13 protein-coding genes are annotated in these 12,469 nt (G+C 43.6%); 6 read left to right on the top strand and 7 right to left on the bottom strand.

Features of this window, described 5'->3' with window-relative positions; genetic code table 11:
• Positions 1–81: 81 nt before the first annotated feature.
• Positions 82–555, bottom strand: coding sequence for a transcriptional regulator AsnC (gene asnC / locus ACTHY5_RS08755; RefSeq protein WP_441878764.1), 474 nt, complete (start codon positions 553–555; stop codon positions 82–84).
• Positions 556–693: 138 nt separating this feature from the next.
• On the opposite strand from asnC, the gene asnA reads away from it, so the two are divergent.
• Complete coding sequence (gene asnA / locus ACTHY5_RS08750) at positions 694–1,686, top strand: aspartate--ammonia ligase (RefSeq protein WP_441878762.1); 993 nt, start codon at positions 694–696, stop codon at positions 1,684–1,686.
• A gap of 82 nt (positions 1,687–1,768) precedes the next feature.
• Here the strand turns inward: asnA and ACTHY5_RS08745 are convergent, their stop codons facing one another.
• The 6 genes from ACTHY5_RS08745 to ACTHY5_RS08720 all read right to left on the bottom strand — a co-directional run bounded on the left by ACTHY5_RS08745 (position 1,769) and on the right by ACTHY5_RS08720 (position 7,054).
• A complete protein-coding gene (locus ACTHY5_RS08745) occupies positions 1,769–2,176 on the bottom strand; it encodes a CBS domain-containing protein (RefSeq protein WP_441878766.1) in 408 nt (135 codons plus the stop codon).
• Positions 2,177–2,436: 260 nt separating this feature from the next.
• Positions 2,437–3,630 (bottom strand): transporter, encoded by a 1,194-nt coding sequence (locus tag ACTHY5_RS08740; RefSeq protein ID WP_441878760.1) that lies wholly within the window; start codon positions 3,628–3,630, stop codon positions 2,437–2,439.
• Between the two features lie 30 nt (positions 3,631–3,660).
• Complete coding sequence (locus tag ACTHY5_RS08735) at positions 3,661–4,395, bottom strand: hypothetical protein (RefSeq protein ID WP_441878758.1); 735 nt, start codon at positions 4,393–4,395, stop codon at positions 3,661–3,663.
• Between the two features lie 7 nt (positions 4,396–4,402).
• Positions 4,403–5,089, bottom strand: a complete 687-nt coding sequence (locus ACTHY5_RS08730) for a C39 family peptidase (protein WP_441878756.1) — start codon at positions 5,087–5,089, stop codon at positions 4,403–4,405.
• Between the two features lie 62 nt (positions 5,090–5,151).
• Positions 5,152–6,390: a hypothetical protein gene (locus ACTHY5_RS08725; protein ID WP_441878754.1), complete on the bottom strand. Its 1,239-nt coding sequence runs from the start codon at positions 6,388–6,390 to the stop codon at positions 5,152–5,154.
• Positions 6,391–6,457: 67 nt separating this feature from the next.
• Entirely contained in the window at positions 6,458–7,054 is a 597-nt protein-coding gene (locus ACTHY5_RS08720) for a hypothetical protein (RefSeq protein WP_441878752.1), read from the bottom strand.
• A gap of 336 nt (positions 7,055–7,390) precedes the next feature.
• On the opposite strand from ACTHY5_RS08720, the gene ACTHY5_RS08715 reads away from it, so the two are divergent.
• From ACTHY5_RS08715 to ACTHY5_RS08695, 5 genes are all read left to right on the top strand, one after another.
• Entirely contained in the window at positions 7,391–8,731 is a 1,341-nt protein-coding gene (locus ACTHY5_RS08715) for a sigma 54-interacting transcriptional regulator (protein ID WP_441878750.1), read from the top strand.
• 104 nt (positions 8,732–8,835) lie between these two features.
• Positions 8,836–10,275, top strand: coding sequence for a sensor histidine kinase (locus ACTHY5_RS08710; RefSeq protein WP_441878749.1), 1,440 nt, complete (start codon positions 8,836–8,838; stop codon positions 10,273–10,275).
• Positions 10,268–10,756 (top strand): hypothetical protein, encoded by a 489-nt coding sequence (locus tag ACTHY5_RS08705; RefSeq protein ID WP_441878747.1) that lies wholly within the window; start codon positions 10,268–10,270, stop codon positions 10,754–10,756. Before ACTHY5_RS08710 ends, ACTHY5_RS08705 begins: the two co-directional genes overlap by 8 nt.
• Positions 10,753–12,102 carry a sigma 54-interacting transcriptional regulator gene (locus ACTHY5_RS08700; RefSeq protein ID WP_441878746.1) on the top strand — a complete coding sequence of 450 codons (1,350 nt, stop codon included), beginning with the start codon at positions 10,753–10,755 and terminating at the stop codon, positions 12,100–12,102. The genes ACTHY5_RS08705 and ACTHY5_RS08700 overlap by 4 nt, the downstream gene beginning before the upstream one ends.
• Before the next feature lie 53 nt (positions 12,103–12,155).
• A partial coding sequence (locus ACTHY5_RS08695) for a hypothetical protein (RefSeq protein WP_441878744.1) occupies positions 12,156–12,469 on the top strand: 314 nt, incomplete at its 3' end.

Here is a 12,469-nt window from a genome sequence, read left to right as displayed (position 1 = left end):
TTCCGTGTTCTTCCGTGGGTTCCGTGGCGAAAAATTTTGATCAGTTAGTTTTACATATTGGTATTAAAGCTTACCGCTGCCCTAGGGCGCCACATCACGGTCTATGGGCTGCTGTAACGAGATCAGGGTTTCGGTGGATTGGATTTCATCAATCACTTGAATTTTATTCACCAACACTTGCTGTAACTCGTCAATGGAGCGGGTCATTATTTTGATAAATACATTGTAATGGCCTGTGGTGTAGTAAGCCTCAACCACTTCTGTTAGCTGCTCTAGCTTAGCCAGAGCCACTGGGTAGTCGCGAGCACTTTTTAGAATAATACCAATAAAGCAACATACGTCATAACCTAGCTTTTTTGAATTCACTTGCACGCGTGTGCCTTCAATAATCCCTGCCTGCTTCATTTTTTCTACCCGCACATGAATGGTGCCTGGGCTGACGGAAAATCGCTTGGCCAACTCGGCATAGGGCGTGCGAGCATTCTCCATGAGTGCCATCAAAATCGATTTATCTAAATTATCGATTCGATAATGCGAGTCGCTTTTTTCCGTCATATTTTGATGATCCCTTAAAAATAAGCAGTTACTTTAAGTAATTTAAGCCAATGTGAGAGTTTTTTCTATCTAATGTTGAGTTAATGAGGGATTTGCCTGATGATTTACTAATACCAACCAGCAACCTAGGTAAATGACATGAAGCAATCCTATATTGAACGACAACGCCAAATCCGCTTTGTGCGAGAGTATTTCTCTGATCAGCTGGCGCAAAAGCTCAATTTATTGGAAGTGCAAGCGCCGATATTGAGTCGCCTAGGTGATGGTATGCAAGATAACTTATCTGGCTCAGAAAAAGCAGTACAGGTAAAAGCTAAAGCAATTCCTGGGTCGGTATTTGAAGTCGTGCATTCGTTGGCTAAATGGAAGCGCCATACTCTAGCTCGTTTTGAGTTTGCTGCCGGTGAAGGAATTTATACGCACATGAAAGCGCTGCGCCCCGATGAAGATAACCTTAGCCCAATTCACTCTGTCTATGTCGATCAGTGGGATTGGGAGCAAGTCATGTCGGTTCAAGAGCGCAATGTTGATTTTTTAGTGCGCACCGTTGAACAAATTTACGATGGCATTAAAAAAACAGAATTAGCGGCGGCAGGTGAGTTTGGTTTAACGCCTTTCTTGCCAGATCATATCCATATTTTACATGCCGAAGAGCTACTCACCCGTTACCCTGATCTAGATGCCAAAGGGCGTGAGCGCGCGGTGGCTAAAGAATTTGGGGCGGTATTTTTAGTCGGTATTGGCTGCGAATTAAGCCATGGTGAGAGCCATGATGTGCGCGCACCAGACTACGATGACTGGTCAAGCCAAGGTAAAGAGGGCTTATGTGGCCTAAACGGCGATATTTTGGTGTGGAACCCGATATTAGAAAATGCTTTTGAGTTATCTTCTATGGGCATTCGGGTTGATCAAGACGCCCTTAACCATCAGCTGGCGCTAACGGGTCAAGAAAGCCGAGCTAGTCAAGAATGGCATCAAGCTTTGTTGGCCGGTAAGTTACCGCAAACCATTGGTGGCGGTATTGGTCAGTCACGTTTAATTATGCTGTTATTGCAGCTATCACATATAGGGCAAGTGCAATGTGGTATTTGGCCTAGTGAATTACATGAGTCAGTTGCAGACTTGTTGTAGTTGGCTTGATGTATTAACAATAAAAAATGGGAACCCTTGGGTTCCCATTTTTGCTGAAAAATAGCCTACGAGAGGTGAGGTCTTAGTAGCTGATAGTACAGGTTTGTAGCTTCTCGTTAAGAAATTGCATTACTTGATGACGAGTCACTATACCCACGACTTTACTGTCTTCTATTACTGGGTACAGTTTTGGTTTGGCGCCACCCATTAAGCGAGCAAGCTCAAACACATCACTGTCGGGGGAGACTGTTAGCGGCTCTTTATACATTAAATCATTAACAGTAACCCGGTTATCGCAGTGATAACTGGCTTTTACTAAGGTAGGAATACAGTCTTGCTCAGAAAGAAAGCCGATAATTTTGCGCTGCGTATCTACTACCGGCAGGCCGCTTAAATCAGAAGACAGTAATTTGTCTAATGCCTCTGTAATCGACATGTCAGCCGTTAGCATGGGTATGCTGCGTCGCATAATTTCACTTACCGTTGCCATTACCATTATGATTCTCCTTGTATATGGCTTCTTCATGTAGACCCTGCATAAGATCTGCTGAAAAGACTCCCATTGAGTGTGCCATTCTTTTGCTGTGTAGCCAACTAGAACCGAACACCAGAGATTGGTATCTAGGTAGTATAGTGCACAGCCAAGAGAATATTATAGTGATGGTGCTATGTTAAGGTTGCTCAAAAGGTCAGATCTTGGCGAGTGCTGAACAAGATCTGACCTGCTTTATCGCTAACTTAGGCTAACGCTTAAAAGCGATAAGGAAACCGCACGCTAACCACATAGTCGGGTGCGTCTGGTGTTAAACCTGAAGCCCAGTTGACCACCATAGATAAATTTTCATCTATGGCCCAAGTGACACCCATTCCCATGGTAGCCGAGTTACCACTTGTACCAGTTATTTTTTTCAAGTCGCTGCCATTAGAGCTCTGTTTAGCCTCAAAGTTAAAGCTTTGGTTAAAGCTTAGCGATAAGCTAAGGCGCTCGCTAAGGGCAAAGGCCATGCCTAACCCATAACCAAAAGAATCACCTAATTTCACCTCACCTGGGTCTTTAGTGGGGCCAGCAGATACATCATCGAAGCTGCCTTTTAAGTAGTGGTTGTAATTAATGCTGGTAAATAAAATGGCTGGATCCACGGTTTTAACGGCAGAAAAACCCGTCGAGAGGCCCCATAAACCGCTACCGGTGGCTAGCTCTGAAGGTACATCTTGTAAGTTACTCGGGTTGTTAGGAGTATTTGGAATACCGTAAGGATCACGGCCAGTGGGGGCTGTTACTCTGAAGTTCCATACTAAGTCGGGACGGCTGCTGGTTTCGGTGAGCAGTCGATAGTAAACCGCAGCGCTAATATCACCAATATTACCGCCGGCTAGGCTATCAAAAACTTTTAAGTTGTCATTACTATCTTCATCAGTCGCGGTGTAGTCCATATAGCGATAAATATAGGGTATTTTTAACTCGGCTTGCCAGCGATCATTAAAGGTATAGCGGCCGGTTAGATCCATTGTCCACTGGTGAGAGCGAATACGGTCAGTATCTATTTTGCCTAAAAAAATAGCATCGGCAAAGGTTAAGCCGCGTAACAGTAATTGCTTGTGATCATAATAGGCATAGCTAAAGCCAAGCTCTAAGCTGAGCTTGCGGTCGAACACGTTGTGTTGCTCTATTAATAAGTCTTCGGTAGAGCGGCTAGGAGCAGGGCTTTTACGCTCGCCGCTGGCCCGAGTACCGGTATCAACTGATGTCGTAGGCACTTGTTGGCGAATAACCAATTGGCTTTGTAAGTTGTGCAGTAATTGATTTTGCTGAATCAGTTGCTGGCGCAAATTATCAATTTGTTGTTGTAATAATGCCTCTTCAGAGGCTAAAGAGGCATTTTGTGCTATGGCAGTGGTAGAAGTAAAGCCTAGGATAGCTAAAGCAAAAGTTATTTTGTTCATGCGCATTCCTTGCGAGTAACGAGTTTACTATTACTTGATCCCCATTGGCAGCTGATGCATTAAGGTCTTTGCTAAATCAGTATAAGCGGCAGGGGTATCTCCCATATAAATCTTAGCCTGATTAGACAATAGTTTATGATTGCCGTTAATGCTAAATTGTTGTAAAAAACCTTTATTACCGTCACCGCTTCGCACCGTTTGTGCCGCCGTTACATGACCATCTTGTGAGGTATATTCCATACCAATACCGCTGCCGTTAAACTGGTAACTCACAGTGTGACCATTAAAGGTATTAACGCGGTAGTGACCTTTGTTAAGCACAGTACCCTGAGGTGACATACCACCCGAGAGCAGCATAAAATCGTTAATGCCCTGGTTAGCATTACCAGCAATTTGTGCAACTTGAACCACCCCACTGCCGTTAGGTGCATTGCTGTTGGTATTATGTTGACCTGATTCTGAAGTTGAGACATCGCCAGCGCTGCTATAGGTACTAATAGTGGGCTGGTTAGATGCTAAATTAACATTTAATTGCATACCATTAGTAATCATGGTGTTACCAGGGCCGGCAATAGTAGTAATAAACTCAATACCAAAATAATGAGATCGTGAGTTGGCCGCCATGTATTTACCGCGTTGGGCTCCTAATACCTCATCACTGAGTAATACCCCTACTTCGTTATTGGTAAATAAGGTGGGCACTTCAGTGGCCTGGGCCATTCCTATGGCTGATGTTAACGCCAGCAACCCTGCTATACGTTTCATAATTACCTCACAATAAGTCTTTGTAATTAAAGCCAAACTCCATTAGGGCTGCATCAGAAACAGGAACAAAACGTCCGTCTCTTCCTCTAGCCGTGAGTGGAAGAGCTGGGTTTGCTAAGCTTGCGTGCTTATCATATCCCTTACCTATAATGGCTAGCACTATGTTATTCCAGCCAGCCAAAAACTCATCCATTTCAACTATTTTGTTACCTAGAGCAGGATCAGCTAAATAAACTCTTCCTTCGCTATCTACTTTTTTTAATACTACAAAGTGATGAAAGCCTTTTATATTAAGAAGTACAACAGATGGAATTTTAAGTTTATCTATATCTTGTGCTTTAACTTTAAATCCTTTTGCTTTCATACCCAGCATTTCAACATAGTTTTTCATGTCTAGCATAGAAAAACCATATTGAGATACTGCCTTAGGATCAGCCATAGCGAGCATGCCATCCATTACCCATTTTTCATTTGTATGTTGATTATAAGAATACTTTAAAATGGTAGCCACTGAGGCTGCGCCACAACTAAAGTCTGTTTGTTGTTGCTCTATACCTATAAATCGACGTTCTGCAATGCTAGTTACTTTTTTACTAGCGCCACCAATGCCTGGTACTATGCCCGTCATATTAATATTAGCGGCTGTTGCGGGGTAAGATAACGCAATGATAAGACTTATAAATAATGGTTTCATTGATGTATCCCTTAATGTAAATTAAAATAAAGGCTCCGGTTATCCGGAGCCAAGGGACAAAGTTAGAAGTTACCTACACTTAGCGCTAAGCTATTGCTTTGCAGGTTATTAGAGCCTGAAGTTACGTTAACACCCACATTACCGGATGCATTATTTAATGAATTACTGAGTATCGAGTCGTTTAAAGACTCGGCTGTTACTGTTGAGTTAACCACTACATCGTTATAGCTAGTAACGGTAATATCACCTAAATCTGCTTCCAAGTCAGACGCAAAAGAGAAAGTTCCGTTATCATCATTATTATTGTTATCATCGAAGTCTAAGTGGCCAGCATAAGTATTACTACCTACATTATGACCAGTGTTATTATCGCTAAGCCAAATCTCTGGATAAACCCCTTCAACTTGATCCATGGTGCCCGTAATATCAACGGTACCTGCGTCTAGGGTCATTGAACTGGTTAGAGTTTGTACTTCATCTGCAAGCTTAGGTTGGTTAAGTGTATTATTACCCATGGATACTTGTTTATTATCCACGGTGGCAATGGCAACACTGGCCCCCACACCATAGGATGCAGCAAAGTTATTGGCCTGTACGTTACTGTTACCTGAGGCTACGTTCACTCCCACATTACCGGCAGCATTATCAAGCGAGTCGGTTATGTGAGCATTATTAGTAACACCAGTGTTAATTGTAACATTACCAGAGGCAAGTTGGTCGGTACCAATTTCGGCATCGACAGAGGCTCCTACTTCAATCCACTCACCTAAGAAACTGAGTACGCCTGCACCGTCACCCTCTTGGCTTGCTGCGAACCTTTGTAGCTCTGGAGTTGACTCCTCGTCCATTGGTATTTCAGTCTCAGGAACTGTAGGAACAACCGTCGCTTCGCTATTGCCTAATACTGTCATGGCGGCATTATTCGCTTGCACGTTGTTGTCACCAGCAGACATGTTAATGCCTATATTACCTGCTGCACCATCACCTGAGCCATCGCCTAATTGTGAATTATTAGTATGTAGGTAGTTTTGTGCCGCTCGCTTACCGTTTTCACTTGTACCAGCCGCATTATTTTGTCCTGTAGATTGCTGTGCGTTATCAATAATAGCTGATGCTTCTTGATTAACGCCTACCAAGCCTAGCATGTAGGTACGGCCTAGCTTACCGATATCAGTTTGGATATCGACTCGCTTATAAATATCTACACCTGTGGGTACATCACCCTCTTCTTGGGCGTTGGCATATCCACTTAAACCTAACATTACTACGGCTGCTACTGGGGCTATAATGAATTTTTTCATTGTCTCTCTCCTTGATACAACTTTATTTATCACGATCTATTTTTATAATAATAAGTGACGTCACTTATTATTTGATGGGCATAGATACCCGGTTTACTGCTACATTGCCACTACCGGCAATTTGGTTTACTTGAATGGAGCCTGAGGCTCCTTTCAGAGCATCTTTGTCTAAATACACTGTGTTATTAAATGGGGCTTCAGGGGCTGCTTTGTTATCAGTAGGCAAGTGCACCATAAGTGCAGCATCTGATATCACTTCTATGTTATTTCCAAAAGCGATGGCTATATCATTTAGTTGAGCGTTTCCTGAGCCAGCAGCTTGATTAATGGCTATGATTCCTTGTGCGTTATGTAAGGTATTTCTATTTATAGTTGCGCTAGATATACCGGTTATAGACGATGGACGTACTTGTATAACTGATTTGTTAATTGCTTTAGCATTTTTGCCTATGGCTATACTAGCAATATTAGTTTGTGCATTATTACTGCCGGCGGCCATATTAATGGTAGTAATGCCATCAACATTATTTAAACTGTTTGGTGCTATGTGAGATATATCTTGGTGTAGGTTTTGTGCTGCTATATTAAAAGAAGCAAATAATAAGGTAACAGTGGCGCAATGTACTGTTGTGGTGGCTACTATTTTTATACTGTCTTTTAACATTTTGTGCTCCTACACCAAAAAATAAAATATTGAATAGTGCTGTAGTTGTAGGTAGCAAGAGTCAGGCCAATTTTTAAGTTGTTGATATGTATAATGTTATACTTTTGTTGAGCTCATCAGTCGTCTCAATTAAGAGACGCTTTTTGTTAGGTTATTAAATAAATCTTTATTAAACAATCACTTATAGATGGTTCTCACTATTATGATAAGTTATCAAAAATGAGACGCTACTATTTATGCTCTCTGCTTTACTTAAATCAGGCTCAGAGCCCGCCAAGTTGCTTGTTATCGTCTAGCCTTAGATCACCTTGAATTTATAGTCGCAAGGAAGAGCGCATGGATAACAGCATGGATGACAGACGACAGCAGAGCCCCATTCTCTTTATATGTCATAGCGATCATGACGTTGTTAATCAAATTCGTAAGATGGGCTGGCAGCTTCGTCAAGTAAAGTACCTCACTCGTTCGCCTTCAGCCCCTTCTGTAATGGAGGGGGTGCAAGTGGGGGTGATTGAGCTGAGTGAAATCATCAATATCGATACGGTAGAATCATTTGTTAGGTCTCATGCAGACGTGTTTTGGCTGGCAATGGTAAACAAGCCTTACTTAAGCAGTCACGCCGTGCGTTATTTACTGAAAAACTACTTTTATGACTTTCATACCAGCCCGCCGGATTTCACTCGGTTACAATATATGTTGGGTCATGCCTTAGGGATGGCAAAGCTGTGTGCATCACCACAACCTCGCCCTATCACACCTGTGCTTAGCCAAGGAGTGCTGGGGCAAAGTCAGTGTATGGATCATTTAAAGCAGCAGCTAAAAAAATTGTCTCGTTGCCAACTGCCGGTACTTATTACAGGTGAGAGTGGTACGGGTAAAGAGCTAGTTGCAAAAGAATTACATTATGGCTCTGAGTGTGCACAGGGCCCTTTTATTCCTGTTAACTGTGGAGCCTTACCTGCTCAATTAGTTCAGTCGGAGTTGTTTGGACACGAAAAAGGGGCTTTTACCGGCGCCACACAATGTAAAATTGGTAAAATAGAAGCCGCGAATAATGGTTCGTTATTTCTTGATGAAATTGGTGATTTACCATTAGAAGAGCAAGTTAACTTATTACGATTTCTCCAAGAAAAAACCATAGAAAGAGTAGGCTCTCATCATTCTATTCATTTAAATGTGCGAGTGATTGCAGCTACGCATGTGGATTTAGAAAAAGCGGTACAAGAGGGGCGTTTTCGGGAAGATCTTTATTTTCGCCTTAATGTTATTCGCTTAAAAATACCACCGTTACGCCAGCGAGGAGAAGATATTTTATTGCTAGCCAGAACCTTTTTGCAACAACAGCAAGATAATAACCGACTGGATTTTTCTGAACTTGCCGAGGTAGCTATGCTACAACACCGGTGGACAGGTAATGTGCGAGAGCTACTTAATCGGGTACAAAGAGCCTCAGTCATGGCTTCTGGGCGTTATATTCAACCCCTTGATTTAGAAATAGAATCGGGCCCCCCAGCAACAGACGGTGAGTGTTTAAAAACGATTCGCGAAGAAGCTGAACGTGATGCCTTGTCACGGGCGCTTACGAAATCGCAGGGCAAAGTAAGCTCGGTGGCGAAGCAGTTAAATGTATCGCGAGCCACTTTGTATCGATTGTTAGATAAACATAGCTTGCTATAAATGAGCTTGCCTACCAACTGATTAAAGGGCATTGCATTCAGTTGTCTGTGTTTGTCTGCATTTTTGTTATCCTGCTCCTTCACTAAATAATAGGGTGTTGGATAATGTCGAGTGCCACCAAGGGATTTGCCCCTCGTTCTTTGCTACGGCTGGTGTTAGTTGCCTTTACGGTGGTGTTGCTGCCACTTATTTTGTTGGTAATCCAAAATGGCCGTAGTTTAGAGCGTGTGATTCTTTTGGCTCAAGATGGCATAGAAAGTGCGGTTGTAGATACACGACGGGCATCAGATATGAACGACTTGGCACTGGAAATGGAGCGTGCTATTCGCCGCTATGTTGTACTAGAAAACCCCGAATTAAGAGACTCTTACTTACGACTGCTCGCTCGTTATCGTCTGGAGCTAGAGCAATTATTGATGGGTATTGATGGAGGGGTGCTCGGTGAGTCATTACAACATCAATTGGTATATTTAGTGGACTTGGCCCAGGCCAATAATGAGCAAATTAGAGAGCGGGTGGTCATCTTTAATGCTTTTAGTAGCACCACCTTAGCGCTCGACAAGTTAACACGTGGCCAAATTGATGAGCGCATTCAGCAAGAGCGCGAGCATGTTATTGTGATGCGCCAACAATTATGGGTGCTGAGTGCAGCTTTAGGTGGTGCTAGTTTGTTGCTGGCATTGTTGTTTACGTATTTGATTATTCGTCCAGTGCGGCAGCTAGAGCAACGGATTTTAAATTTAGGTGCGGGGGTGTACCCCGAGCAAGTACCTATACGTGGGCCCGCCGAATTGGTAGCTTTAGGTGATAAACTGCATTGGTTGCACACGCGTTTGTGTGAGCTTGAAGCACAGAAGCTACAGTTTTTACGCCATCTTTCTCATGAGTTAAAAACCCCTCTGGCAAGCCTTCGCGAGGGGGCGGATCTACTTATAGAGCAGGTAACAGGCCCCTTAAATACTGACCAGCAAGAAGTGTGTGAGTTATTGGTGCATAACAGCTTTCGTTTGCAAGAACTGATTGAGCAGCTGTTAGACTACAATCGTATTCAACAAGTGCAAGTGCATGAAGAGCCGGTAGCTGTTGCCCCATTATTGGAACAAAGCTTAGATGCGCATCGGCTAACAATTGATAATAAATCACTGCAAGTGAGCGTTGATTTGATCAATGTATGCCCTTTTGCAGATAGTCATCGATTAAAGTTAGTGCTGGATAACTTAGTTTCTAATGCCGTGAACTACGCTGATGTGGCCGGGGTGTTAGACATTAATGCCACTCTTAGTGGGCAAGATTATATATTGACCGTAGCAAATACGGGGCAGCCGATACCTGAGCAAGATAGAGACCGTATTTTTGAACCTTTTGTTCAGGGAACTCAGGTAAGAAAAGGGGTACTTAAAGGCTCGGGCATTGGGTTAAGCATTGCCCGCGAAGCGGCTGAAAATATGGGAGGGCAATTAGTTCTGAATACGAATGTGACCGATTTGGTGTGTTTTGAATTGCGCCTCCCTCATGATAATAATACAGGAATTAAAGATGAATAAAGCAGGGTATAGCGCATTATTAGCGTTGATGTTGGCCGGCTGTAGCATGCCTTTTTCAGTTTTTCAAAAAGCAGAGACTAACGATGCTAAGGTGAGTAAAAGTGTGCCCCGTATGTCGTTAAATGATTGGGTGCAGTTGTCAGATAAAGTGATGGCAAGCAATGACGGTCAAAGACAATTAGCACTGAGCCAGCTAAAAAATAAGCCGTTAGAGCAGGCATTATGGTTAAGCCATCCTAAGTCGTCACAAAGCGAGCGAGCACAAGCACAAACGTTATTTAATAAAAACCTACCTAGTATTGTTCCTAACAGCCAACCCTTTTTTAAAGTATTTCAAGCATATAATGACGCGCTGTTGCAGCAGCAGCGATACTTAGCTGAGCGTCAGCAACATATTAATAATCTCACTCGAAAGTTAGATGAGTTGGCCAATATTGATCAGCAAATTAACGAGCGTAAATTTCGTGAGTCGATGCGATGAAACGTAAAGCTAGAATATTGCTTGTAGACGATGATGTAAGCTTGTTGAAGCTGCTCGGTCTACGCTTAAAGAGTGAAGGCTTTGCGGTGGTTACGGCGGCAAGCGGTGCTGAAGCATTAGCGTGGCTAGAGCAAGAACGTCCCGATGTGGTGCTGAGTGACTTGCGCATGGATGGTATGGATGGCTTAGCATTGTTTGATCGTATTCAGCGTCAACATGTTGGCTTGCCGGTGGTGATTATGACCGCCCATGGCTCTATTACTGATGCGGTTAGCGCGACTCGCTCAGGGGTGTTTGGTTTTTTAACTAAACCCATCGATAAAGAGGCGCTACGTAAAACCATTAATGAAGCGTTAGCGGTTTCATTACCAGCTATGGCAGATGATTGGCAGCAGCGTATTATGACGCGCAGCCCGATTATGATTGCGTTATTAGAGCAAGCTCGTCGTATGGCGCCACTGGATATTAGTGTGTTGATAACCGGTCCTTCGGGATCAGGGAAGGCCCTAATGGCGCAAGCTCTACACGAAGCGAGTCCGCGTCAAGATTATCCTTTTATTGTACTCAATTGCGGTGCCATGACTGAGCAACTCTTAGAATCTGAGCTGTTTGGCCATGTTAAAGGTGCTTTTTCTGGCGCTACCTCAGATCACCCTGGGGTATTTTTAGCGGCCAAAGGCGGTAGCTTGCTGTTAGAAGAAGTGGGTGAGTTAACGCCTAGGTTACAAAATAAATTGTTACAAGCTTTGGCACAACAAGAGGTACGCCCACTAGGTTCTACTCAGGGCTGTGCAACGGATGTGCGTGTGCTGTCCTCTACCAACAAAGACTTGGTTACTGCGATGGAGCAGGGGGAGTTTCGCGAGGATCTATTTTACCGCCTAAATGTAGTTAATCTAAGCTTGCCTGCCTTACGAGAGCGAGCAGAGGATATTCCATTACTCGCTCGTCACGCACTAGAGCAATTAAAAATGCGTCAGCCAACGCAAGTGACTGGCTTTTCTCCCGAAGCACTTTCTCTGCTGGCCACCGCTGACTGGCCTGGTAATGTACGTCAGTTATTAAATGTGGTTGAGCAATCGGTGGCTATGGCCTCGGCGCCTGTTATTGCGCCGCAATTGTTAGAAGGTATTTTGGCCGGAGTAGATGACCAATTTCCGACGTTTAACGAGGCACGAGCTGAGTTTGAGCGTTTATACCTGCATAAAGTTCTGCGCATGACAGAGGGTAATGTTAGCCAGGCGGCAGGCTTAGCTGGGCGTAACCGTACTGACTTTTATAAACTATTGAGCCGACATGGCATAGAGGCGGGTACCTATAAAGAAAAGCGCCCCCCCAAATCATAAGGGGCATTAGTGCCCTAACCTGCGAACAACATAAGCAAACTGCGGAGTGATAAATGGATAATAAAGCCTGGGCATTATGTTTTTTAGATGAAGGTGTGGCCTTATCGGTGATCAGCCGTAAAGAAACCCGCTGCCAGTGGCTACAGGACGAAGAGCATGCTTATGAGTATTTGCTTAATGACTATGTACATTATGTGGCTGAGCTTGGCGAGCTAGACCCCGAGCAAACGGCGGTTGCTAAAGCACGTTTTGCGCTATTAATGGAACAATATCCAGAGCCCGAAACCTTAACTGAATATATCAATGATTTAACTGTGGGGCTTACGCGTATTTTGTGGTTTGGTCCGTTATCGGCATTGGCCGAAGA

The organism is Oceanisphaera sp. (genome assembly GCF_052084945.1).
In the GTDB taxonomy this organism is placed as follows: domain Bacteria; phylum Pseudomonadota; class Gammaproteobacteria; order Enterobacterales; family Aeromonadaceae; genus Oceanimonas.
This window is presented reverse-complemented; position numbering and strand designations above follow the sequence as displayed.

Excerpts from the sequence above, each read along its gene's own strand:
- asnC (WP_441878764.1), bottom strand. The coding sequence starts at position 555 with ATGACGGAAAAAAGCGACTCGCATTATCGAATCGATAATTTAGATAAA.
- asnA (WP_441878762.1), top strand. The coding sequence starts at position 694 with ATGAAGCAATCCTATATTGAACGACAACGCCAAATCCGCTTTGTGCGA.
- ACTHY5_RS08745 (WP_441878766.1), bottom strand. The coding sequence starts at position 2,176 with ATGGCAACGGTAAGTGAAATTATGCGACGCAGCATACCCATGCTAACG.
- ACTHY5_RS08740 (WP_441878760.1), bottom strand. The coding sequence starts at position 3,630 with ATGAACAAAATAACTTTTGCTTTAGCTATCCTAGGCTTTACTTCTACC.
- ACTHY5_RS08735 (WP_441878758.1), bottom strand. The coding sequence starts at position 4,395 with ATGAAACGTATAGCAGGGTTGCTGGCGTTAACATCAGCCATAGGAATG.
- ACTHY5_RS08730 (WP_441878756.1), bottom strand. The coding sequence starts at position 5,089 with ATGAAACCATTATTTATAAGTCTTATCATTGCGTTATCTTACCCCGCA.
- ACTHY5_RS08725 (WP_441878754.1), bottom strand. The coding sequence starts at position 6,390 with ATGAAAAAATTCATTATAGCCCCAGTAGCAGCCGTAGTAATGTTAGGT.
- ACTHY5_RS08720 (WP_441878752.1), bottom strand. The coding sequence starts at position 7,054 with ATGTTAAAAGACAGTATAAAAATAGTAGCCACCACAACAGTACATTGC.
- ACTHY5_RS08715 (WP_441878750.1), top strand. The coding sequence starts at position 7,391 with ATGGATAACAGCATGGATGACAGACGACAGCAGAGCCCCATTCTCTTT.
- ACTHY5_RS08710 (WP_441878749.1), top strand. The coding sequence starts at position 8,836 with ATGTCGAGTGCCACCAAGGGATTTGCCCCTCGTTCTTTGCTACGGCTG.
- ACTHY5_RS08705 (WP_441878747.1), top strand. The coding sequence starts at position 10,268 with ATGAATAAAGCAGGGTATAGCGCATTATTAGCGTTGATGTTGGCCGGC.
- ACTHY5_RS08700 (WP_441878746.1), top strand. The coding sequence starts at position 10,753 with ATGAAACGTAAAGCTAGAATATTGCTTGTAGACGATGATGTAAGCTTG.